Consider the following 22,418-nt stretch of genomic DNA (forward strand, 5'->3'; position numbering starts at 1 on the left):
CAAGCCTGCCACCGGCGGGCGGCTTGGTAGCTGCGCTGCTAACACTTCGCGCCCGTGACCGATGAACAGTGCAGGTCACGAGTGTGGATCGAGCGTTTGCCGTGCTGGAGGGGCGCGCCGACGGGCGGGGAGGCCCGGGGCGTTATGCCACACTGGTTGGAGTTCTGCGACTGGGAGGTTGTGTATGCGCAGGGTAAAGCGCAGTCGGCTGCTCACTGCGATGGCGGCGGCGAGCGTCGTCGGGGGGATGCTGGCGAGCCCGTCAGCGCTCGCTCAGCCGGGTGTCCCGCCACCGCCACCGCCGGCGCCGGTCGATCCGGCCGTCGCCGCGGCGCCGCCACCCGCTCCGGTTCTCCCGCCGCCCCCACCGGCGGATCCGTTCGCCGCACCAGCACCGCCGGCTCCGCCGGCCCCGGCCGCCGAGGCTCCGCCGCCCCCGCCGCCGTCGAACCCGTTCTTCGCGCCGCCAGATCCGCTGGCTCAGCAGCAGCCGATTCCGGAGGGCACGCCGGCCGGGCAGAACCCCACGCCGTACGTCGGCGCACCGGTGTTCGCGCCGCCGTCCTTCAACCCGACCAACGGTTCGATCGTCGGCGCCGCCAAACCGATCTACATCAACTTCCAGCGGCCGATCGCCAACCGTCAAATGGCCGAGAGCGCGATCCACATCTCGTCGAACCCGCCCGTTCCCGGCCGGTTCTACTGGACCAGTGACACCCAGGTGCGGTGGCGTCCGCAGGACTTCTGGCCCGCGGGCACGGTGGTCAACATCGACGCCTCCGGCACCAAGTCCAGCTTCACCGTGCCCGAGCAGCTCGTCGCCACCATCGACAATGACTCCTTGCAGATGTATGTCCACCGCAACGGCGAGCTCGAGAAGACGTTCCCGGTGTCGATGGGCAAGAAGGGCCACGACACCAAGAACGGCACCTACTACGTGTTGGAGAAGTTCGCCGACATCGTGATGGACTCGTCGACGTACGGCGTGCCCGTGGACTCGCCCGAGGGCTACAAGCTCAAGGTGAAAGACGCCGTGCGCATCGACAACAGTGGTGTCTTCGTGCACAGCGCCCCGTGGTCGGTCGGGTCCCAAGGCGAGAGCAACGTCAGCCACGGCTGTATCAACCTGAGCCCGGCCAACGCGAAGTGGTTCTTCGACAACTTCGGCAGCGGTGACGCCGTGGTCATCAAGAACTCGACCGGGATCTACAACCAGCCCGACGGCGCATCCGATTGGCAGATGTTCTGAGGCGGTTTCGCCGAGACTACGGTTTCTGATGGGAATCGCGAGTGACCCCGTCAAAAACCGTAGTCTCGCGGCGTTCTGGGGCCGCTAGTTCCAGATGTGGACGCGGCGTTCGGGTTCGAGGTAGAGCGCGTCGTCCTCGGTGACGTCGAACGCCTCGTAGAACGCATCCATGTTGCGGATGACGCCGTTGCACCGAAACTCCGGCGGTGAGTGCGGGTCGATCGCCAGACGTCGGATGGCTTCGGCGTCACGCGATTTGGTCCGCCACACCTGAGCCCAGCCGAAGAAGACCCGCTGCTCACCGGTCAGCCCGTCGATCACCGGCGCGGGCTCGCCCTTCAGCGACAGCCGGTAGGCCAGCAGCGCGATCGACAGCCCACCGAGGTCGCCGATGTTCTCACCGACGGTGAAGGCGCCGTTCACGTGGTGCCCGTTGCTCAGCTGCCGGGGCACGTACTCGTCGTACTGCTCGATCAACTTCTTTGTCCGCGCGCCGAACTCGGTGCGGTCCTCGTCGGTCCACCAGTCGACCAGGTTGCCGTCGCCGTCGTACTTGGCGCCTTGATCGTCGAAGCCGTGCCCGATCTCGTGGCCGATGACCGCGCCGATGCCGCCGTAGTTGGCGGCGTCGTCGGCGTCGGCGTCGAAGAAGGGCGGCTGCAGAATTGCCGCCGGGAAGACGATCTCGTTCATCCCCGGGTTGTAGTAGGCGTTGACGGTCTGCGGCGTCATGAACCACTCGTCGCGGTCGACGGGCCCGCCAAGCTTGCGCAGCTCGCGCTCGTATTCGAACGCATAACCGCGGCGGTAGTTGCCGTAGAGGTCGTCGCGCTCGATCACCAAGCCCGAATAGTCGCGCCACTTGCGCGGATACCCGATCTTGGGTGTGAACTTGTCGAGCTTGGCCAGCGCCTTTTCCCGCGTCTGCGGCGTCATCCAGTCCAGCGAGTTGATGCTCACCCGGTAGGCCTCGCGGATGTTGGCGACGAGTTCGTCCATCCGTTCCTTGGCGTGCGGCGGGAAATGCCGCTCCACGTACAGCTTTCCGACCGCGTCGCCCAGCAGGCTCTCCACCACCGACACCGCACGCTTCCAGCGGTCGCGAATCTGTTCGGTGCCCGAGAGCCTTCGGCCGTAGAACGCGAAGTCCTCGGCGACCAGGTCGTCGGTCAGCAGGAAGGCGCGCGCGTGGATGACGCGCCAGCGCAGCCAACTCTTCCAGTCCTGCAGATCCCCGCCGGACCACTCGGCGGCGAATGCGGTGAGGTAATCGGGCTGGCGCACAACGACTTCTGCGGCATTTTCCGGCGTGGCGCCCAGCTCGGACACCCAGCCGGACCAGTCGAAACCCGGCGCTTCGGCCGGCAGGTCGGCGAAGGCGCGCAGGTTGTAGGTGAGGTCGGCGTCGCGCCGCTTGACGACGTCCCAGTGCGCAGCGGCCAGCTTGGTTTCCAACGCCACGATGCGGGCGGCGGTTTCGGTGTGATCGCCTGCGCCGTACACCAACTCGAACATCGCCGCGATGTGTTGCGGATAGGCGGCGAGGATCTCGGCGTGCTGCTCGTCGCGGTAGTAGGACTCGTCGGGCAGGCCGAGGCCGGACTGGGTCAGGTGCAACAGGTAGCGGGTCGAGTCCTTGGAGTCGGTGTCGACGTAGACGCCGGTTCCGCCGCCGATTCCGGTGCGCTGCAACGCACCGAGCACCCGCGCCAGCGCCTCGGGCGAGTCGGCTGCGTCGATCGCCGCCAACTCATCGAGCAGTGGGTCCACACCCCGCGCGGCGACGGCCTGCTCGTCCATGAAGCTGGCGTACAGATCGCCGATGCGCTGTTCGTCGGTGCCCGTTGCCGCGTTGGCCGCCGCCGCCTCGGTGATCAGGTCGCGCACGTGTTCCTCGGCGCGGTCGTACAGCGATCGGAACGCACCGTCGGTCGCCCGGTCGCCGGGCATCTGGTACTCGGTCAGCCAGCGGCCGTTCACGTGGCCGAACAGGTCGTCCTGCGGGCGGGCGTCGGCGTCGACGTAGCTGAGGTCGATGCCTGATCTGATTGCTTCTACCGTCACCCCACCAGGGTGCCAGAACGCACGGCCGGCTTCCCTGGCCGCTGCGGTACCGCCAGACCCGCCAGCGTCTCGGCGATACGGTCGAAGGCGTTCACGGCGCGGATCTCGCGGCTCAATCGGCGGGCCGCGGCGCGGTGGGCGCCGGTGCCGAGGATCGCGTCGAGCGCGCCGACGATGTGGGCGCGGCCGGGCCGGGACGTGCCCAGGTTGATCCCTGCCCGCGCGTAAGCGACCCGGGCGGCGACCTCCGGTTTGTCGGCCGAACCGCCGGCGACGATCAGAGGGATGCCGTGCGAGAGCGCCTGGTGCACACCGCCGTATCCGCCGTTGGTGATCATCACGTCGACATGCGGCAGCAGTTCGGCATAGGGCAGAAAGTCGGTGACGTAGGCGTTGGCGGGCACCCGGCCCGGAATCGTCGTGCGGCCCTCGCGTCCCGTCGTCGCGACCACCAGGAGGTCTTCGCGGCCGGCGAGCGCCTCGACCGTGGGGACGACGAGCGCGCCGAGGTCGTCGTTGTCCCACGTGCCCTGGGTGACATGGACCACGGTGCGCGGATCGCCGGCCGGATCCCACGGCAGTCCCCGCGTCTGAGCGGCGGGCCTCGGTATCACCGGGCCGGTGTAAACGACGTTCGCCGGCAGATCGCCGCGCGGATACTCCAGCGACGGCACGGTGAACTGCAGAAGCCGGTCGGCGAGCACGGGCCAGTCCGTCAGGAACACCGGCGACGGTGGGGCGCCGACGGCGTCGAGCGCGGCGTTCAGATCGGCGCGGACGTCGCCGAACAGCACCCGGTGCGTCACCCAGGTCATCGGTTCGTAGTTGACGTCTGACCGCGGGGCCCACGCCGTTCCGAACGGCGGTGCGTCGGCGCTCGACAACGTCAGCGGGCCCACCCCGCACACCAGAATCCACGGCCGGGGCCGGTGACCGGTCAACAGCGGCAGGGCGCCGGTGAAGGCGACATCGCACAGCACCGCGTCGAAGTGGTCATGGCTAAGCGCCTTACGCAACGCCCAGTACTGCGCCGCCATTGGCTCGATGAACACCGAGCGCATCTCGGTGCGCCCTCGATGCCAGCGGTCGAGCAGCGACGGTAGGCCACGCAGACCGCTGTCGTCTCGTTTGGGGCGAGCCGCGTCGGGCAGCTCCAGGGCCGCGAGGCCCCGTACGGACACCGCGTCTTTGTGGTCGGCGTCCGTCAGCACGGTGACGCGGTGACCGCGCTGCACCAGGTCCGCGCCGACGTGCAGCAGCGGCATGACATGCCCGGGGATCGGGCTGGCGGCAATCAGGTAGTTGGCCACGCATCCCTTTCCTTCGCCGGTCGCAAGCCTGCATACCCGTCTTGTCGTTTCTCCAGTGCCGGGTGGATGTGACTTTGACCGCTCACGGGCGTTCGGCCCGCAGCCCGGTACCCTCACGCGCATGCCCGAGGACGCGCCCACCGCAGTCGAGGACGGTCCCGTCTTCACCAAGTACGGCGTCGCATCGGCGGTACTGGGGCTGATCTCGGTCGTGGCGGTGGCACTGGCCGCCCTGATCTGGATTCAGCACCACGACCACACCGACGAGTTGCGCTACCGCGCCCGCGTCATGCAGACCGCGGTCGACTGGACCAACGTGCTGATCAACATGAACAAGGACACCGTGCAAGCCGACATGATCCGGCTGCACGAAGGCACCGTCGGCCAGCTCAACGCGGACTTCGAGGCGGCTGTCGAGCCCTACCGCAGGCTTGTGCAGACCCTGCAGTCGCAGACCACCGGGCAGATCGACTCGGTCGCGGTCGAGTCGATCCATCACCCGCCGCCGGGCCCGGGCGGGGCGCCGCCGCGGCGACCTCAGCCCGAGCTCGCCGAGTTCGCGTCGCGCACCGACACCGTCATGGTGGTGGCGACCTCGGTCAGTGAGAACGTGGGCGGGGATGAGCCCAGGACGGTGCGCTGGAATCTGCGGCTCGACGTGTCCGACGTGGACGGCAAGCTGATGATCTCGGGGTTGGAGCCGATCCGATGAGGAACGTCCTGCGGGTCGCGGCGTTCGACGTGGCGCCTCCGGTGGCCGCGATCGCGGCGCTGGTGTACATCGGCATCGCGCTGGCGTGGCCGCTGTGGTGGGTGTCCGTCTGTTCGGTGCTGTGCCTGTTGATCGTTCAGGGCGTGGTGGTCAACGTGGTGCTGGCGCGCCGCGATGCGGTGACGGTCGGCACCGACGACGACGGCCCCGGCCTGCGGCTGGGAGTGGTCGCGGTCGCGACGGCGGCGGTGGGGGCCGCAGTGCTCGTCGGCTACCTGCAGTGGACGATGCCCGACCGCGCGCTGCGCAACGACAGCACCGAGGTCGTCGGCATCGCCAGCAGTGTGGCCGAAGCGTCGGCCACGTTCACCCCGCAGAGTCCGACCGCGTCGATCGACCGTGCGGCGGCGATGATGTCCCCGGAACGCGCCGACGTGTTCAAGAACGAGTTCGCCTCGGTGGCAAAGGATTTGGCGAACCGCAACGTTTCGGCCCAGGCGAGCACCGTCTCAGCGGGCGTCGAGGCGATCGGCCCGGACGCCGCGAGCGTCGCGGTGATCCTGCACGCAACGCAGAATTCGCCGGGGAAACCGCCGGACACCGCGGTGCTGGCGTTGCGGGTCACGTTGTCCAAGACCGACGGTCGGTGGTTGGTCGACAACGTGTCGCCGATCCACGCTCGGTGACGGGATCGGCTAGCGGAGCAGCCGGGCGTGGTCGACCTTGATGCAGCGGTCCATCACGACCTGGAGTCCGGCCGCCTCGCCGTCGCGGGCGACCTGCTCGTCCCACAGGCCGAGTTGCAGCCACAGCACCTTGGCTCCGATGGCGATGCTGTCCTGCAGGACCCCGGGCAGGTGCTCGCGCCTGCGGAACACGTCCACGAGGTCCGGCACCACCGGCAGATCGGCCAGCGACGGGTAGACCGGGGTGCCCTCGATGTCGCTGACGGTCGGGTTGACCAGGTACAGGTCGTAGTCGGCGGCCGCCTTGAGGTAGGTCCAGATCTCGTGGCTGGCGCGGTCGGGGTTCGGCGACGCACCGACGATCGCCACCGTGCGGGTCTCCCGCAGAATCTGTTCGAGGTCCATTCCCGGCGTATACCCAGTGGCCGTCAGCCGTTGGGCCGGTTCGAACGCATCCGCGCGAACCGCTCCGAGAGCCGCTTCATCCGCACCATCAACGCCGCCGACGGACTGGTCTGGCCGTCGAGGAACGATGCGAACGCGTCGGGGGGCACGCCGATCCGCGATGCGAACTCCTGGTGTCCCAGCCCGGAGTGCTCCAACAGCACGCGGATGTGTCGGGCCACCTCCTCGCGCTCGTTGGCCTCCAGATGTTCGCGGGTCCGGGTGAGCACCTCGGCCAGCGCTTTGGACACGCCGTACGGTCGCGCGGTCTCGAGGACCTCCTCGACCTGACGCGCGGTACGGCCGAACGGGTCCCGCTTGATCGCCGCGACGATGCGCTGCCAGACCGCGAGGTCATCGGTCTCCAGGGCCGCGCGGATGGCCGCGGTCGCCCAGAACTCGACCGGGCGCTCGTCAGCCCCCTGCGTCGCGGGCGCTCTCGGGCTCTGCTCTGCGGAGACACCCTCGCGGCGGCGGGTATCCCGAATGTCGGGAGTCACCGTCACCTCGCCTCCTCCAGCATCGCGACCGCCACCGAAAGGCAGCGCTCTCGAACTTTCGCCCACTCCGCCTCCGCCTCCGGACCGGACATCCGGGTGTCGTGCTCGTCCGAAGGCGCAGGGTCGGCCAGTCGGCGCACCAGCTGAGTCGCCACCCACTGCTTTCTTGACTGTGAACCAGAGTAGTACCGGTCCATTGTGCTCAGTACTTCTGCCGCCGTGCGCGTGTCCATGCACTCGACCAGGTCGGCGAACTCGGCGTAGTCGCGCGTGGTGTTGCGGCACATGATCAGGTAGCCCTTGAGCCGCAGCGTCTCCGCGCCCGTCGGGATCTGCAGCCGGTCGCCGGTCGGCAGTTGCACGTTGGTGGTTTCCATCGGACGGCGCCGCTCCATCGTGGCGTGCTCGCAGTCCGAAGCGGTATCGAGCGCGTCGAGGGCGACCGCGAGCCGGCCCCGCCACATCGTCACCGGATGGACCGGCGGCGGGGCGGTGGCCAACGCGGTACCGCCGCCGCGGTGCCCGGCGTTGAGCCGCCCGACGCTGCGCATCTTCGTGGTGGGCGCGTCGGGACTGCAGCCGCTGAAGGCCAGCGGATCGGCGACCGTGACAGCCTGGGGTACAAGGGTTTTCAACTTAGCCGCCGATTTGACGACGGTGCGCAGCTCGGAGCCGGTCGGTCCCAGCGACGAGAGGTCGTCGGGGATGATGATCAGATTGGGGGTGTCCACCTTGGGCAGGGGCTTCTCGAAGTCCACCGACGGCAGGATGCGGGCCAGCCAGTGCGGTAGCCACCAGTTCCACTCGTCGAACATCGCCATCAGGGCCGGCACCAGGACCAGCCGGACGACGGTCGCGTCCACGGCGATCGCCACCGCACAGGCCACACCCAGTTGAGCGACCAGCGGCATGCCCGCGAACGCGAACCCGATGAAGACCGCGATCATGATGAGCGCGGCGCTGGTGATGGTCCGCGCGCTGGTGCTCACGCCGTAGGCCACCGCGTCGCGCGTGTTGCGGGTCAGCAGGAAGCGCTCACGGATGCGGGTCAGCAGGAAGATCTCGTAGTCCATGGACAGGCCGAACGTCATCGCCAGAACCAGCGGCGGGATCGTGCTGTCCAGCGACGAGAGCCGGTCGAAGCCCAGGTCTTCCAGCCAACCCCACTGGAACACCGCCACCAGGCTGCCGTACGCAGCGGCCACCGACAGCACGGTCATCAGGACGCCCTTGAGCGCCAGGACCACCGAGCGGATCGCGACGAGCAGCATGAGGAACGCGATCAACGCCACGAACAGGAACACCAGGGGCTGAGTGGCAGAGACCCGGTCGTCGAAATCCTTGATCAGCGCGGTCGGACCGCCGACGTCGATCTGCACGTTCTCGGTGCCGGGCGTCGAGGGCAGCTCCGCGCGCATCCAGTCGACCGTCTCGCGCGCCCCCATGTCCTCGGGGTCGACCGACAGCACCGCCGACAGCAGGGCGTGCCGGTAGTCCTCACCGAACGAGGGCGGGCTGACAGACACCACGTTCGGGCCCTGCGCCATTCGTTGGCGAATCGCGTCGAGCAGCGGCTCCTTCGCCGGAGCGGAAGCGGCGTTTCCGTCCGGGAAGGTCACCAGGACCCGCACCGGGCCGAGCGCACCGGCGCCCAGTGCCTCGGCCGCGGCGTTGACGCCGCCGCGAATCTCGTGTGTCGGCTCGAACTGACGCTGCATGCTGTTGCCGAGCATCATCGAGAACGCGGGCGCGGCCAGCGCGATCAGCAGCGCGGCGGCGGCCGTCGCCGACAGCCACGGCCTGCGCATCACCCAACCGGTCCAACGCGTCCAGAACCGGGACTGGGTGGCTTCGGGGCGTCTCGACCAGTGCAGGTACGACGAGCGTCGCGCCGCCGCCCGCCCGAACGTCGCCAGCACGGCCGGCGTCAGCGTCGTGGAGGTGAGCACCGCGACCGCGACCGCGAGGATGGCGCCGGTGGCCATCGACTCCAGCACCGGGGTCTGAATGAGGTAGATCCCGGTCACCGAGGCGATCACGGTCAGCCCGGACAGCACCACGGCCAGACCCGAAGTGGCCATCGCGGCGTCGGCGGCCTGGTCGGGGTCCCGTCCGGCGCGCAGCTCCTCGCGGAAGCGCATGAGGATGAACAGCGAGTAGTCGATCGCCAGCGCGATGCCGAACATGGACACCGTCGAGGTCACGAACACCGACATCGTGGTGAACATCGAGAGCAGGTAGACCAGCCCCATCGTCACCGCGACGGTGCAGACGCCGAGCACCAGCGGCACGGCCGCCGCGGCCAGCGACCCGAACACGGCGAGCAGAACGATCAGGACGATGGGCAGGTTCCACCGCTCTGCCTGGGCGATGTCGGTCTTGATGGCCCCGGACGCCGCGGCGCCCAGCGCGCCCTGGCCGATGACGTACAGCTTGACCCTGCCGTTCTCGATCTCCCCCGGATCCTCGCCGTCGATGCCGACCTTTTCGCGCAGCTTCTTGGCCACGTCCGTGGCGCCGGTGTTGTCGAAGTCCAGCTGCAGCGTGATCACGTAGGGCCGGTCCGGCTGCGGCGGGGGCTGTTGCGGGTTCGGGACGATCTTGACGCTGGGCACCTCGGCGGCCAGGCGTTCGAGGTGCGCCACGGCGACGTTCATGTCCTGATACGAGGCATCGGCGCGCGGTGCGGCGACCAACGCCAGCGGCGAGGCGCCCTGGTCGGGGAAGTGCTCTTCGAGTTCGTGCTGCACGCGCAGCGACTGGGAGCCGTCGACCTCGAAACCGCCACCGGTGAGGTGGCTCGACTGGTTGAGCGCCAGCCAGATCGACGGGACGAGCAGGAGCACCCAAACGGCGAAAACCGCCCAGCGATATCTGCGCAGTTTGCTACTCAAGCGCAACATGAATTGCTGGATTGGATCCCCCGCTTTCTCCCCGGCGTTTCGTAGCCGAAGCGTACAACAACCTGCGGTAAGGTGCCGGTCCCTTCGGTCTGCTCTCATGGTGCCTGAACGATCGGCCAGCAACGCCTCACGATGTCCCGATTCGTTCTCGCAACCAAGCCGAACGGCGTTACCGCCGACCGTCGCCCACCGGCGCACATCGGGCCCACATCCCACTGAATTGGCGGGGGTGACGCGACCGGTGGCAGGATGTGGCTTGGCCGTTTTCGGCGTCGGGGACTGATTGCCGTCCATCGCGAGAGCATTTGCGGGCCGTTGGAGATCGTCCGCAAATCGTTAGGAGTTGTCATGAAAACGACCGCCGGGCTGATACGTCGCAGCGTCGTCGGCGTCGTCGCTGCCTCTGCCGCGGGCGGGGCCGTGGCGGCCGCGCTGGTGTTGCCGTCCCTCTCGTCTGCTCCGTCGGCGACCGCTGCAAAGGATCCGTGCGCGGCCAGCGAAGTTGCCAGGACGATCGGAGAGGTCGCCACCTCGACCGGTGACTATCTCGACGCGCACCCGCAGACGAACCAGGCGTTGACGACGATCTCCAAACAGCAGGCCGGGCCGCAGTCGCTGGGTGCGCTGAAGGCGTACTTCGACGCCAACCCGGAAGTCGCCGAGGACTTGCAGCAGCTGCAGCAGCCGCTGGCGAGCCTGTCGGGCAGGTGCAAACTTCCGCTCACGCTGCCCCAGGTGATGGGGCTGATTCAGGCCGCTCAGCAGCAGGGCGCAGGTCTTCCCGCGGATTTGCCGGCGCAGGCGCCGACCGCGAGCACCCCCGCGCTGACCGCGCCGGGCGCGACGGCCCAACCGCATGGGGCGTCACCGGTTTCGCAGGGCAACTCGCATTCGCCGTCGTCGGCCATCGCCGGCCTGCCCTGACCCGAAACGACGCACAGCGATCCGTCGCGGGCGGGTTTCAGCTGCGGATTTCGTGTTTTCGGCGATTCGTTGATCGCAAGGCAAGAAAGTCTGCGGACATTCTGCTTAGCTTTTCTTCGTTGGTCCCAGTTGGTAGACGTCGCTAACCACCCTGGTTACGGCCACCCCACTTCCGATGAAGGAGCTCACCCATGTTTCTCTCGGCCCGTTCTGCGCGTCGTGCGGTTGCTGGCGCGGTCGGCACCGGCGCGATCGCCGGTGCGATGTTCTTCGGCGCGACGCCGCTCGCGGCCGCGGAGCCACCGAACTGCACCGCGGCCGATCTCGCCGGTGTGGCCTCCGGCGTCTCGGCGTCGACGTCGGCGTACCTGTTCACACATCCGGACGTCAACTGGTTCTTCACCAGCCTCGAGGGCCTGCCGCGTGACGAGGTCCGGGGCAAGGTGCAGGACTACCTGAACGCCAATCCTGCGGTCAAGGCCGACCTGACGGGGATCCGTCAGCCGCTGGTCGACATCAAGAACCGCTGCGGTGACACTGACGGCGACGGCCTCGCCGACAGCTAGGCCTGCGTTCGCTTGACACCTGGGCCGTCCGCTCGGCAGGAGGGTGCGGGTCCCACCGTGCTGATGGTCGACGACGACCCGGACGTCAGGACCTCGGTTGCGCGCGGGTTGCGCCACTCGGGGTTCGACGTGCGGGTCGCCGCGACCGGTAAGGAAGCGCTGCGTCTGCTGTCCAACGAGTCGCACGACGCGTTGGTCCTCGACGTGCAGATGCCCGAACTCGACGGCGTCGCGGTGGTCACCGCGCTGCGGGCGTTGGGTAACGACATCCCGATCTGTGTGCTCTCGGCGCGCGACACGGTCAACGACCGGATCGCCGGGATGGAAGCCGGCGCCGACGACTACCTGACCAAACCCTTCGACCTCGGCGAGTTGGTGGCCCGGCTGCACGCGTTGCTGCGCCGGGCCAGCCACTCCGATCACCAGTCCGACACGATGACGGTCGGGCCGTTGACCATCGACACCGCGCGACGCCTGGTGTTCGTCGCGGGAGAACGGGTCGATCTGACGAAGCGGGAGTTCGACCTGCTGGCGGTGCTCGTCGAAAACGCCGGTGTGGTGCTGAGCCGGCAGCGGCTCCTGGAGATGGTGTGGGGCTACGACTTCGACGTCGAGACCAATGTCGCCGATGTGTTCATCTCCTACCTGCGGCGCAAGCTCGAACGCGAGGGGCTGCCGCGGGTGATCCACACCGTGCGCGGCATCGGCTACGTGTTACGGGAAGAGTCCTGAGGCGAGCTTGCGAGCGAACAACGATCAAGCGGCGAGCTTGCGAGCCGAACGATCGAACACGGCCGCGTGAAGGCGCCGCGGGTCATGCGTTCGGCGTCGCTGCGCACCCGGGTGGCGGTCGCCGCGGGAGCGGCGGCGTCCGCGGTCGTCGCCGCGTTCCTCGTGCTCACGTCGGTGGTGTTGGCGAGCAACGATGAGGCACAACTCGATCGGCGGCTCGACGCGATCATCGACGCCAGCGTATTGTCCGAACAGCAGCAGGGGACTTCGCCAGACGGCAGGGGAGACCCGCGCCGCGGCGTCTTGACGACCGGCCGCTCGCGATCGACGGGAGAGGTGGTGTTCCAGCGCGGTTTCCAGTTGCCGCCGCTGCCGCCGGGCACCGACACCGTCGAGGTCAACGGTCTCGAATACCGCGTGCGCACCATTCCGGTGGACCAGGACGGCAGGGTGTTGATGTCGATCGGTATCCGTGCCGACAGTATCCTGCTGAACCCCAACAGGATTCCGCTCTACACCGGCGTCGGCGCCCTGGCGGTTCTGGTGGCCGCCGGGATGGGCTGGTTACTGGCGGGCCCGGCGGTGCGTCCGCTGCGCAGGCTCACCGAGCACACCAAGAAGCTGGGCAAGGACACCGCCGGTATGCTCCAGGTGCGCGGAGTGCGCGAGGCCGAGGACCTCTCGGAGGCGATGGCCGAAATGCTCAGCCGGCTGGCGGCCGCGCGGCAGGCCACCACGAACTCCCTCCAGGCGGCGCAGGATTTCGCCGCCAACGCCGCACACGAACTGCGTACCCCGTTGACCGCGATGCGCGCGGACCTCGACACGTTGCGCATCCACGACCTACCCGCCGACGAGCGCGCCGAGGTGGTGCAGGACCTTTCCCGGGCCCAGCGCAGGGTGGAGGCGATCATCACCGCGCTCGGCCAGTTGGCCTCGGGGCAGCTCGCACGCGCCGAGGACCGCGAAACCATCGATGTCGCAGAGCTGTTGGACCGGGTGGCCCGCGAGAACGCCCGCGCAGCCGGCGCCGTCGACATCGAGGTCGAGGCCGACGACGATCTGGGCACGATCTGGGGCTGGCCCGGCGGGCTGCGCCTGGCGGTCGACAACCTGGTGCGCAACGCGATCACCCACGGCAGGGCGAGCCGCATCGTTCTTTCCGCGCACCGGATGAACGGCACGATGACGATCGTCGTCGACGACAACGGGTGTGGCCTTCCCGCCGACGAGCACAAGGCCGTTCTCGGGCGCTTCTCCCGAGGCAGCACCGCCGCGCCGGGTGGCTCGGGTCTGGGGCTTGCCCTCGTGGCGCAGCAGGCGGCGCTGCACGGGGGTCGCATCGAGCTCTCCGACGGACCGCTGGGCGGCCTGCGCGCGACCCTTACGGTGTCAGCGGCGAGTCATGACGTGGATCCCCACGCGCCAGCCGAGTAGCAGCACCGCCGTCGAAACCGAGGCGACCACAACGAAACTCGGCGCCACCCCGGCTGACGTCAGCTTGCGCAGCAGCATCCCCAGCACGACCGTGCACACCCACACCGCGAGGCCGGTCGGGATCAGGGAATAGGGGCGCCGCCACCCGAGTGAGAGCACCCAGCCGGCAAGGGCGCCCGACACGAACGGCCACGCGGTCTCGGCGATACCGGTCAGGTCCAGGCCCTCGTCGTGGCTGCGCCGCCCGACGGTGGCGAACACGATCAGGCAGGCCACGTCGGTGGCCAGTGCGGTCAGGGCGGGCCGGGCCTGTCCTGAGCTATCGATCGGCATAGGTCATCACATCCAGTTCCAGTGGCATGGCGATCTTTTCGTCACGAGAGGCGACTCCGGGCTGAAACTGTGCGGAGGCACCCTCGAAGAGGGCGGCGATGGCGTCATCGCCGTCGGCGAGCCTCGCGTCGAGCCGGAAGTCGTTGAATACGAACGGCAACCCGTTGGAGCCCAGCGGGTCCGGTGAGCTCATGACCTGGAAGTGCAGGTGTGGTGCGGTGGAATTGCCGGTGTTGCCGACGTTGCCGATCACCTGCCCCGCGGTCAGTCGGTCACCGGGTTTGACGGCCACGGTGCCGGTTTTGATATGTGCATACAGCGCGTAGTTCCCGTCGCCGAGGTCCTGGACGACGTGGTTGCCTGCGTACTGGTTCAGCGGTAAGCCGGTCGGGTCGCGGCCGGGCACCTGCTCGGGCAGGCCGTCGAGCACGGAGATCACCCGCCCGTCACCGGCGGCGTGGATGTCGGCGCCGAAGTAGGCGAAACTCTCGGGCTTCGACGGGTCGCCGGTGACCAGGCAACCGTCGGGGTCGAGCTGGACGTAGTCGATCGCGAATCGTTCCGCGGCCCACAGCCGGCCGTTGACCGGGTTGAGCGCCGTGCGGTGGGCGCTGGTGCCGCAGCATCCGCCGCCGTCGACCCAGTTCGGCCCCCGCAACGGGGGCCGGATGACAACGGGTTCGCGGGGCTGCACTTCGACCGGGGCGATGTCGACGGTCTGATCGGCGGGAAAGAGTGGATCTTGGGGGTCGGGATTGGTCAGTGCGACGGCGTGCGTGAGCCGACTCGGCGTCTGCACGTCGTCGTCGAGGCTGACATCGAACAACACGATCGCCGTTTGCGCAGGACCGAGTGTCGTTGTGGGGCTGGGCATTCCGATGATCCGCGACCAATGCGCCAACTGGTCACCCTGGAGGTCGAGCAGGGCGACGTCGCGGTCCAGCACGGTGATCGACTTCATGGTCAACGGGTGCGGCAGCGTGTTGGTCAGGCTGATCTCGTACACCAGATGCTTCTTGCCGTCGGTGGCGCGCACCGGCACGGGCTGGCTGATGGCTTCTCCGATGATCGGCGTGGCCACCGACGGGGCGGGGCCTCTCCTCGGTCCCTGCGCCGCCGATGCCGTCGTGGTCTCGGGCGAGGGTGGGGCAGGCGATGTCGCGGCGGGGCGGTCGGCGCCCTGTGAACACGCGGCGATCAGCGCGACGGCGCCGAGAGCGGCTACTGCCGGTCGCATGCGTCGGGGTCGACGTCGGTGTCGGTGCGGAACATGAAGAAGAACACCACCCATCCGATCGCGGCGATGAAAATCCAGCTGATCAACCGGAAGATCAGCATCGCCGAGATCGCCGAGGCCAGCGTCATTCCGCTTGACACCAGGCCGGGCACCAGCACCGCCTCCACCACCAGCAACCCGCCGGGCATGAGGGGGATCGAGCCGACCGCGCGGGCGGCGACGTAGGCCACGACGACCCCGAGCAGCGACGGTCGCCCGCCGGCCGCGTAACAGGCGAACAACAGCGTGCCCACGCCGGTCACCAACGTGAACATCGACCAAGTGGACGCGACCGCGAGCTGACGCCTGCTCAGCTTCACCGACTCCAGCTGAGCCAGCGTCTCACGCCATTTGGTCAGCCCGTTGTTGGCGGGTTTCGCGCGGACGTAGTTCACCCACGACAGCACCCGCACCCCGATGCCGTCGAGCAGATCCGGTCGCGAGGCCACCGCCTGCGCCAGCACGATCAGCATGATGAACCCGGCCAGCGTGAATATCAGCGAGAACGGGTTGTGCTTGGCGCCGAGGAAGAACGCGCTGCCCAAACCCAGCAACGCCAGGCTGATCACCTGCAGCGCACCCGACATCACCAGCTGCCAGGAGGCGATGACCGGGGTGGCGCCCCAGAGCCGCTGCTGGCGGTAGATGAACGTCGCCGACAGCACCGGTCCGCCCGGAAGCGTCGTGCTCAGGGAATTGCCCGCGTAGAACGCGGCCTGCGAACGCCATTGCCGCACAGGAACTCCCGCGGACCGCAACAGCTTGCGTTGGATGTCGCCGAAGAAGTGCATCGACGCCAGCGCGGTGCCCACCGCCGCCAGCACCCACCACCACTTCGCGGTGTAGAGGCTGTGCCACGCCTTGGCGAGCTGATCCCACACCAGTCCGAGTTCGACGCTCAGCACGACGGCGGCGACGGCGAGGACGGCCCACCGCAGCCACCAGTACTTGCCGCGCAGAGAGCGCCCTTGGCTGTGGGCCGCACTCGCAGGCGCGTCGTGTGCCACGGAGTAAGGGTAAGGCGTGGTGCTGCGCTTTTAAGAGATCCGTCGCGGCGACTGCCAGGCCGTTACGCTATCGGGATGCCTGGGGGCCCATCTGTTGATGACGAGTCCGTCTCACCTCTCGTCCGCAAGGGGGCAGCCTGGTCGTGGCGTCTACTCGTCATCCTCGCCGCCCTCGTCGCCCTGCTGTGGGTGTTCAAACAACTGGAGATCATCGTCGTACCGGTCGCGCTGGCGACGATCCTGGCGGCCCTGCTGATGCCTGCGGTCGACTTCCTCGACCGGCGGGGAGCGCCCCGGGCCGGGGCGGTGGCGCTGATGTTGCTCAGCGGATTCGCCGTGGTCGGCGGGATCCTGTCCTTCGTCGTCACCCAGTTCATCGAGGGTGCACCGGAGCTGACCCAGCAGGTCAGCCGCAGCATCGACGGCATGCGCAACTGGCTGATCGAGGGCCCGCTACACCTGAGCCGGGATCAGATCGACAACGCGGGTAACGCCGCGATCGAGGCCCTCCAGAACAACCAGGAAAGGGTGACAACCGGCGCGCTGTCGACGGCGGGCACGGTGACCGAGATCGTGACCGGCGCCGTGCTGGTGTTGTTCACGCTGATCTTCCTGCTGCAGGGCGGGCGCAACATCTTCGCGTTCGTCACCCAGATCTTTCCCGTCCACGTCCGTGACCGGGTGCGCGAGGCGGGCCGGGCGGGCTTTCACTCGCTGATCGGATACGTGCGGGCCACCTTCCTGGTCGCGCTCGTCGACGCCGTCGGCATCGGCACCGGCCTGGCGATCATGGGGGTTCCGCTGGCGTTGCCGCTGGCCTCGCTGGTGTTCCTCGGTGCATTCATTCCGCTGGTCGGCGCCGTGGTGGCAGGCGCGCTCGCGGTGGTCGTCGCGTTGATCGCGAAAGGTTTCATCTACGCGTTGATCACGCTCGGATTGGTCATCGCGGTACAGCAGCTGGAAGGCCACGTGCTGCAACCGTTGGTGATGGGCCGCGCCGTGTCCATTCATCCGCTCGCGATCGTGTTGGTGATCGCCGGCGGCGGGGTCCTCGCGGGAATCGTGGGTGCGCTGCTGGCGGTACCGGTGTTGGCATTCCTCAACAGCGCCGTGCGCGTGCTGACGGCGCGGGATCCCGACGCGGAGAAGGAAGCCCTCGAAGCCGACGAGGGTCCTCTGGTCAAGGCCGAAAGCGACGACGTCGACTGAACTTCGCGACGAAAGCGGCTACAGCCGGCCTTCGCGCCGCAGCAGGTCCTGTGCGCTGACGCCGCCGCGGCGCTGACGCTCCTCATCCTCGCGGGTGTTGAGCTTCTCGGTCGCCGCCTCGGCGTCGTCGGCCTGCTTGCCCGGGGTGGGGATGGCTTGGGTCTTGTCAGAATCTCCGGCCGCGTCGGGATTCTGCGCCGCGGCGGGGTCCCGCACGGGCTCGGGCGGCCGCGACCGCGGTGTCGGGATCGCGGTGGTCGGCTCGTTGCCGGGCGCGGGAGGCGCAACGCGCGGGCGTTCCCTGCCTTCGGGCGCGGTCGGCATCGCCCTGGTGGGTTCGGCCGACGGCCGTTGCGGGGTGGGCGCCGGTGGCGCGGGCGGTGTGCCGGTGCCGCGCAGTTCGCCCAGCCACGACTCGATCTCGCGCTCCTCCCGCGGCGGGCGACCCCCGCCCGGACGGGCCGGAGCCGACGCGGGCGGGGCGGGCGGCGCCGGTGGCCGGGTGGCCTGGCGTGCCGTCGCCGCGGCATTGCTCACCGCGTTGCGCACCGCGTTCTTCGCGATCGACAACCGGGTGGTCTGCGGTTCGTCGGCCGGTGCCGCGGGTGGCGGGGTCGTGCTGGGGATGCGCGTCGTGCCGGAGGCCGAGGGGACCCGCTGCGGCGCCGCGGCGCGGGTGGCGCCGGGGCGCGACCCCGAGACCGGATGCGTCGGATCGTGCGGCGGGCGGGGCCGAGGCGGTACCGGTGCGCCCGCACCGACCAGCGCCTCGGGGTCCTCGACGGTCTCGCGCACCGCGGGGCGTTTGCGCTCGTCGGGCAGCTCGGTCTCACCGAGGCCCATGCGCTCCTGGATGCGCTTCATCCACCGCGGCGCCCACCAGCAGTCATCGCCGAGGAGCTTCATCACGGCGGGCACGAGGAACATCCGGACGATGGTGGCGTCGAGCAGCAGCGCGATCAGCAACCCGAACGCCAGATACTTCATCATCACCAGGTCGGAGAACACGAACGCGCCCGCAACCACCGCGAGAACCAGCGCCGCACCGGTGATCAACCGGCCCGTGGTCGCGGTGCCGACACGGATGGCTTCGGCGGTGGACAGACCGCGCTCGCGGGCCTCCACCATGCGGGACACCAGGAACACCTCGTAGTCGGTCGACAGGCCCCAGATGACCGCGATGATCAACCCGATCATCGGCGCCATCAGCGGCTGCGGTGTGTAGTTCATCAGCCCGGAGCCGTGCCCCACGACGAACATCCACGTCAACACGCCCATCGTCGAACCCAACGTGAGCGCGCTCATCACCGCGGCCTTGATCGGCAACACCACCGATCCGAACGCCAGGAACATCAGGATCGTCGTCGTGACGATGAGGATGGTCACCATCAGCGGCAGCTTGTCGAACAGGCTGTGAATGCTGTCCTGCTCCAACGCCGGGGTTCCACCGACCGAGATCGTCAACCCGCGCGGCGGCACGATGTCGCGAAGCTCCTCGACCTTCTTCGCCGCGTCGTTACGGTTCACGAGGCCGTTCTGGATCACCCGAACCGAGGGGTCTTGCGAGCCGCCGTCCTGGTAGGGGCGGGGCTGCCACATCTTGGTCGGATCGTCCTCGGGCTGGATGAAGCCGGGGATCGTCAACGCCTTGCTGCGGATCTCCGCGACCTGCTGATCGGTGACGGGTTCGCCGTTGTCGTTCTCGATCACCAGCGTCAGGGGCTCGGTGCGGAAACCGGGGAACGACCTGTCGAAGGCCTCCTGCGCCTGGCGCACGGCGTTGTCCGGCGGTAGGTACTTCTCGCTGATGCCGCCGAGCGAGAGCTGCCCGAGGGGGATGATCATGAGGATCATCACGATGACGATGGGTGCGGCGAAAGCGATCGGCCGCTTCATCACCCGGTTGACCAGCTTGCCCCAGAAGCCCTTCTCGACCTCGGCGCGGGTCTTGGTCTTCTGGGTCTTCTCGGCCAGCCAGTTCAGCCACCACACCGTCGGCTTGCGAACCAGCGGGCTCATGCTCGCGGCAGCGAGCACCAGGATGGTGCCCGCCACGAAGATCGCGATGGCCAGCAGCAGATAGAAGATTCCCGTTCCGAGGGTGTCCTTCGCGGCGAACAGGCCGACGAAGATCCAGGCGAACGAGCCGATATAGCCGAGCACCAGGCCCAGCAGGGCGTAGTTGGCGCCCTTGTCGTAGGTCCGGCGGATCTGCGCTCTGGCGATGTGTCCGACGGGGATCGCAGCGAACGGCACCAGCACACCGAGCGGGATCGACGCGATCGCCAGCGGATTGGTGCGGTCGGTGGTCTCCGCGGGTGACGGGGCCGGATAGGGCTTGGTGAACCGCAGCAGGGTGCGCACACCGAGCGCGTCCACGCGGGGGCCGAGCAGGGCCAGGGCCGCGGCTAGCACCGTCACCGACAGGATCGCGGCCAGCATGACCGAGGCGATGATCGCGTAGGTGATGGACTTCAGGAAGCCCTGCGGGAACAGCAGCAGCGGCACCGACGACGCCACCAGGATGACCGCGGAGAACATGATCGTGCGGCCCGAGGTCATCACGGTGCGGCGGACCGCCGCCTCGGTGTCGTAACCCTCGGCGATCTCCTCGCGGAACCGGCTCACCATGAACAGGCCGTAGTCCACCGCGATACCCAAGCCCATCAGCGTCACCACCGGCTGGGCGAAGAAGTGCACCGGCATGAACTCCGCGAGCAGCCGCATGATGCCCAGCGCGCCGGCGATCGTCAGACCGCCGATGAGGCCGGGGAGCGCCGCGGCGACGACACCACCGAAGACGAAGAACAGCACCACACACACCAGCGGGATGGCGGCGACCTCGGCGCGCCGCTGGTCCTCGCCGATGCTGCCGGTCAGTTCACTGGCCAGCGGGTTCAGGCCGGCCAACTCGATGCGACCGCCGTTGAGCTGTTGCAGGTCCGATTCGACGGCCTGGTAGTTCTTCAGGATCTCGTCGTCGGTGTTGCCCTGCAGGGGGATGCTCACGAACGTCTTCGACAGATCGCTGGTCTTCATCTGCTGGACGGTCGCGTTTGCGGCGTCCGGCGCCCGCAGCCAGCCGACCCAGCTCACCACCTGGTCGGGATGATCCTTGACGAAGTTGTCGAGCTCGCCGACGACGTCGCTCTGCCATTGCGGGTTGTCGACCTTCTGCCCGTCGGGCGGAGTGAGGATGGCCACCACATGGCTGGTTCGGTCGCGGCCGAAGGCCTCGTCGGCCACCACCGATGCGTGGACCGACTGGCTGCCTTCGTCGTAGAAGCCGCTCTGGGTGACGTGGTTGCCGAGGCTGATCCCGAAGATGCCGCCACCGAGGCAGAGCGCGACCATGACGCCGATGACGATGTATCGATACCGGTACACCGTTCGACCCCACCAGGCGAACACGTAAGCTCCTTACTCGATTCTCTCGAAGTCGATGGCGACCTCTGAGCGGTTCAGTTGTTGACCCGCGAGGTCAATAGCGAGGACAGCGGCCGGAACGGCTGCAACCATGCCCCCTGCTCGGGCAGCGAATCGAGGCCGATTCGCGGTAACGGCTCCCGGAAGACATTGGGGATGTCCTCCAGGTCGACGAACTCCAAGGTATCCGACGCTAGCGCCCAGCTCGCATGTTCGCGAAATCCGAGCACCTGGACGGGGATGCCGTCGCGGGCGATCTCTTCCAACGGTTGTTTGAAGGCCTGCCCGTCGGCCGAAGCCACCACCAGCCCGGCCAGACCCTCGCCGCGGCGCAGCGCGATGTGGTCCAGCATGTCGCTGTCGACGTCGCTGTCCTCGTCGATCTTCGGCTTGGCGAAGACCGCGAACCCCACGTTACGCAGCGCCTCAACCCAAGGTCGGACGACGTCGGCGCTGCCGGGTGCGATGTTGGTGAAGACGGTGGCCTCCGGCTCGAGCGAGACGGGACAGGCAGTTCCCTCGGGTTGGGAAGACAACTCGGCCGTGCGCGTCAGCAGCCAGCGGCCCAACGCGTCGAAGCGTGGCCGGTGCGCGGCAGTCGGCCTGCCGCCGAGGATCGAGCCGAGCCCCATGTCGAGGTTCGGCGCGTCCCAGACCAGCAGCACCCGGGCCGTCGCATCGGCCGGGGCCGGCGACTCGGGAGGCGCCACATCTTCCATGTGCCCGATGTCCTCGGTGAGGCTCATAGCCTCTCCCACAGCAACTCGGTGACGGCGCTGCCGGCGTGCTGCGCCTTGCCTTCGTATTTGGTGACCGGCCGTTCGACGGAGATCGGAAGCGCGTCCGACGGGCTCACCCGCCGCAGCCGCGGCTCCGCATCGCCGACCTCGGCGATCTGCTCGGCGTACCCCGCGTGGTCGGTCGCTGCGTGGAAGACACCGCCGGGACGCAGCCGGTCGGCGATCAACCCGACGGTGGCCGGCTGCAGCAGACGGCGCTTGTGGTGGCGGGCCTTGGGCCACGGGTCGGGGAAGAACACCCGCACACCGGTCAGCGAGCCGGGTCCGAACATGTGCTGCAGCACGTCGACGCCGTCGCCGCGGACCAGCCGGATGTTGGGCACCCCTTCGCGTTCGATGCCGGACAGCAGCTGGGCCAGCCCCCGGCGGTACACCTCGACCGCGACGACGTCGAGATCCGGCTCGGCCTTGGCCATCGCGAGCGTCGAGGTGCCGGCCCCGCAGCCGATCTCCACCACCACGGGTGCCGACCGCCCGAACCACGCGTCGGTGTCGACCAGCGGAGCGGGCACATCACCGTCGCGCGCCTGCATGCCGATCTCGGGCCACAGCCGATTCCATGTCGCCTGCTGTGCGGCCGACAGCGTGGTACGCCGCGTGCGGAAGCTGGTGACGCGGGGATAGCGGTGCTGTGGGCCGGCCGGTGGACGGGAAGCCTCGGGTCCCGAAGTCGACCCCTCGGCGACGTCGGGCCCGGGCAGATGCATTCGTCCATGGTCGCTCATCGACAGTGGAGTACCCGCATCGTGGTACAGATTGATACCCAACAGTTGCCTTCGACTGGTATCGGCGGCTTATCCCCAGGTGCAAGCACGGCCGCTCCCACGACGCCGTCCGAGG

The 22,418-nt window shown here is 68.5% G+C and carries 19 protein-coding genes; 8 read left to right on the forward strand and 11 right to left on the reverse strand.

Annotated elements, in window-relative coordinates; genetic code table 11:
• Positions 1-184 precede the first annotated feature (184 nt).
• Entirely contained in the window at positions 185-1,249 is a 1,065-nt protein-coding gene (locus tag AU072_RS11065; RefSeq protein WP_064413822.1) for a L,D-transpeptidase, read from the forward strand.
• 84 nt (positions 1,250-1,333) lie between these two features.
• On the opposite strand, the gene AU072_RS11070 is transcribed toward AU072_RS11065, so the two are convergent.
• Together AU072_RS11070 and AU072_RS11075 are read right to left on the reverse strand one after the other, a co-directional pair.
• Positions 1,334-3,313, reverse strand: a complete 1,980-nt coding sequence (locus tag AU072_RS11070) for a M13 family metallopeptidase (RefSeq protein ID WP_064413823.1) — start codon at positions 3,311-3,313, stop codon at positions 1,334-1,336.
• Positions 3,310-4,623, reverse strand: coding sequence for a glycosyltransferase (locus tag AU072_RS11075; RefSeq protein WP_064413824.1), 1,314 nt, complete (start codon positions 4,621-4,623; stop codon positions 3,310-3,312). The genes AU072_RS11070 and AU072_RS11075 overlap by 4 nt, the downstream gene beginning before the upstream one ends.
• 121 nt (positions 4,624-4,744) lie before the next feature.
• On the opposite strand from AU072_RS11075, the gene AU072_RS11080 reads away from it, so the two are divergent.
• Positions 4,745-5,335, forward strand: coding sequence for an Rv1363c family protein (locus tag AU072_RS11080; protein ID WP_064413825.1), 591 nt, complete (start codon positions 4,745-4,747; stop codon positions 5,333-5,335).
• Positions 5,332-6,021, forward strand: a complete 690-nt coding sequence (locus tag AU072_RS11085; RefSeq protein WP_064413826.1) for a hypothetical protein — start codon at positions 5,332-5,334, stop codon at positions 6,019-6,021. The genes AU072_RS11080 and AU072_RS11085 overlap by 4 nt, the downstream gene beginning before the upstream one ends.
• Before the next feature lie 9 nt (positions 6,022-6,030).
• Here AU072_RS11085 and AU072_RS11090 read toward each other — a convergent pair whose 3' ends face one another.
• From AU072_RS11090 to AU072_RS11100, 3 genes are read right to left on the reverse strand one after another with little or no spacing between them, the layout of a single operon-like run.
• Positions 6,031-6,426 (reverse strand): CoA-binding protein, encoded by a 396-nt coding sequence (locus tag AU072_RS11090; RefSeq protein WP_064413827.1) that lies wholly within the window; start codon positions 6,424-6,426, stop codon positions 6,031-6,033.
• 23 nt (positions 6,427-6,449) lie between these two features.
• Positions 6,450-6,971: a hypothetical protein gene (locus AU072_RS11095; protein ID WP_064413828.1), complete on the reverse strand. Its 522-nt coding sequence runs from the start codon at positions 6,969-6,971 to the stop codon at positions 6,450-6,452.
• Positions 6,968-9,868 carry an MMPL family transporter gene (locus tag AU072_RS11100; protein WP_064413829.1) on the reverse strand — a complete coding sequence of 967 codons (2,901 nt, stop codon included), beginning with the start codon at positions 9,866-9,868 and terminating at the stop codon, positions 6,968-6,970. The genes AU072_RS11095 and AU072_RS11100 overlap by 4 nt, the downstream gene beginning before the upstream one ends.
• A gap of 348 nt (positions 9,869-10,216) precedes the next feature.
• Here AU072_RS11100 and AU072_RS11105 point away from each other — a divergent pair, with 348 nt between their 5' ends.
• The 4 genes from AU072_RS11105 (at position 10,217) to AU072_RS11120 (ending at position 13,527) form a co-directional block, all read left to right on the forward strand.
• Entirely contained in the window at positions 10,217-10,792 is a 576-nt protein-coding gene (locus AU072_RS11105) for a hemophore (RefSeq protein ID WP_064413830.1), read from the forward strand.
• Positions 10,793-10,983: 191 nt separating this feature from the next.
• Positions 10,984-11,358: a heme-binding protein gene (locus tag AU072_RS11110; protein ID WP_064413831.1), complete on the forward strand. Its 375-nt coding sequence runs from the start codon at positions 10,984-10,986 to the stop codon at positions 11,356-11,358.
• A 63-nt stretch (positions 11,359-11,421) separates the two neighbouring features.
• Positions 11,422-12,090 carry a response regulator transcription factor gene (locus AU072_RS11115; RefSeq protein ID WP_174523724.1) on the forward strand — a complete coding sequence of 223 codons (669 nt, stop codon included), beginning with the start codon at positions 11,422-11,424 and terminating at the stop codon, positions 12,088-12,090.
• Positions 12,091-12,174: 84 nt separating this feature from the next.
• Complete coding sequence (locus tag AU072_RS11120) at positions 12,175-13,527, forward strand: sensor histidine kinase (protein WP_064414023.1); 1,353 nt, start codon at positions 12,175-12,177, stop codon at positions 13,525-13,527.
• Here AU072_RS11120 and AU072_RS11125 read toward each other — a convergent pair.
• Genes AU072_RS11125 through AU072_RS11135 form a run of 3 tightly spaced genes read right to left on the reverse strand, consistent with a single transcriptional unit; the run spans position 13,483 to position 16,143 of the window.
• Positions 13,483-13,860, reverse strand: a complete 378-nt coding sequence (locus AU072_RS11125) for a DUF3054 domain-containing protein (protein ID WP_064413833.1) — start codon at positions 13,858-13,860, stop codon at positions 13,483-13,485. The genes AU072_RS11120 and AU072_RS11125 overlap by 45 nt on opposite strands.
• Complete coding sequence (locus AU072_RS11130) at positions 13,847-15,097, reverse strand: M23 family metallopeptidase (protein ID WP_064413834.1); 1,251 nt, start codon at positions 15,095-15,097, stop codon at positions 13,847-13,849. Before AU072_RS11130 ends, AU072_RS11125 begins: the two co-directional genes overlap by 14 nt.
• Entirely contained in the window at positions 15,082-16,143 is a 1,062-nt protein-coding gene (locus AU072_RS11135; RefSeq protein ID WP_064413835.1) for a lysylphosphatidylglycerol synthase transmembrane domain-containing protein, read from the reverse strand. The genes AU072_RS11130 and AU072_RS11135 overlap by 16 nt, the downstream gene beginning before the upstream one ends.
• 75 nt (positions 16,144-16,218) lie before the next feature.
• On the opposite strand from AU072_RS11135, the gene AU072_RS11140 reads away from it, so the two are divergent.
• The gene (locus tag AU072_RS11140) at positions 16,219-17,352 is read left to right on the forward strand and encodes an AI-2E family transporter (RefSeq protein ID WP_064413836.1); all 1,134 of its coding nucleotides are present in this window, start codon (positions 16,219-16,221) and stop codon (positions 17,350-17,352) included.
• Positions 17,353-17,370: 18 nt separating this feature from the next.
• Here the strand turns inward: AU072_RS11140 and AU072_RS11145 are convergent, their stop codons facing one another.
• From AU072_RS11145 to trmB, 3 genes are read right to left on the reverse strand one after another with little or no spacing between them, the layout of a single operon-like run.
• Complete coding sequence (locus AU072_RS11145) at positions 17,371-20,763, reverse strand: MMPL family transporter (protein ID WP_064413837.1); 3,393 nt, start codon at positions 20,761-20,763, stop codon at positions 17,371-17,373.
• Between the two features lie 50 nt (positions 20,764-20,813).
• Positions 20,814-21,524 carry an NYN domain-containing protein gene (locus AU072_RS11150; RefSeq protein WP_064413838.1) on the reverse strand — a complete coding sequence of 237 codons (711 nt, stop codon included), beginning with the start codon at positions 21,522-21,524 and terminating at the stop codon, positions 20,814-20,816.
• Positions 21,521-22,303: a tRNA (guanosine(46)-N7)-methyltransferase TrmB gene (gene trmB / locus AU072_RS11155; protein WP_064414024.1), complete on the reverse strand. Its 783-nt coding sequence runs from the start codon at positions 22,301-22,303 to the stop codon at positions 21,521-21,523. The genes AU072_RS11150 and trmB overlap by 4 nt, the downstream gene beginning before the upstream one ends.
• Between the last annotated feature and the right edge of the window lie 115 nt (positions 22,304-22,418).

It is taken from the genome of Mycolicibacterium novocastrense, from assembly GCF_001499835.1.
Lineage (GTDB): Bacteria > Actinomycetota > Actinomycetes > Mycobacteriales > Mycobacteriaceae > Mycobacterium > Mycobacterium novocastrense.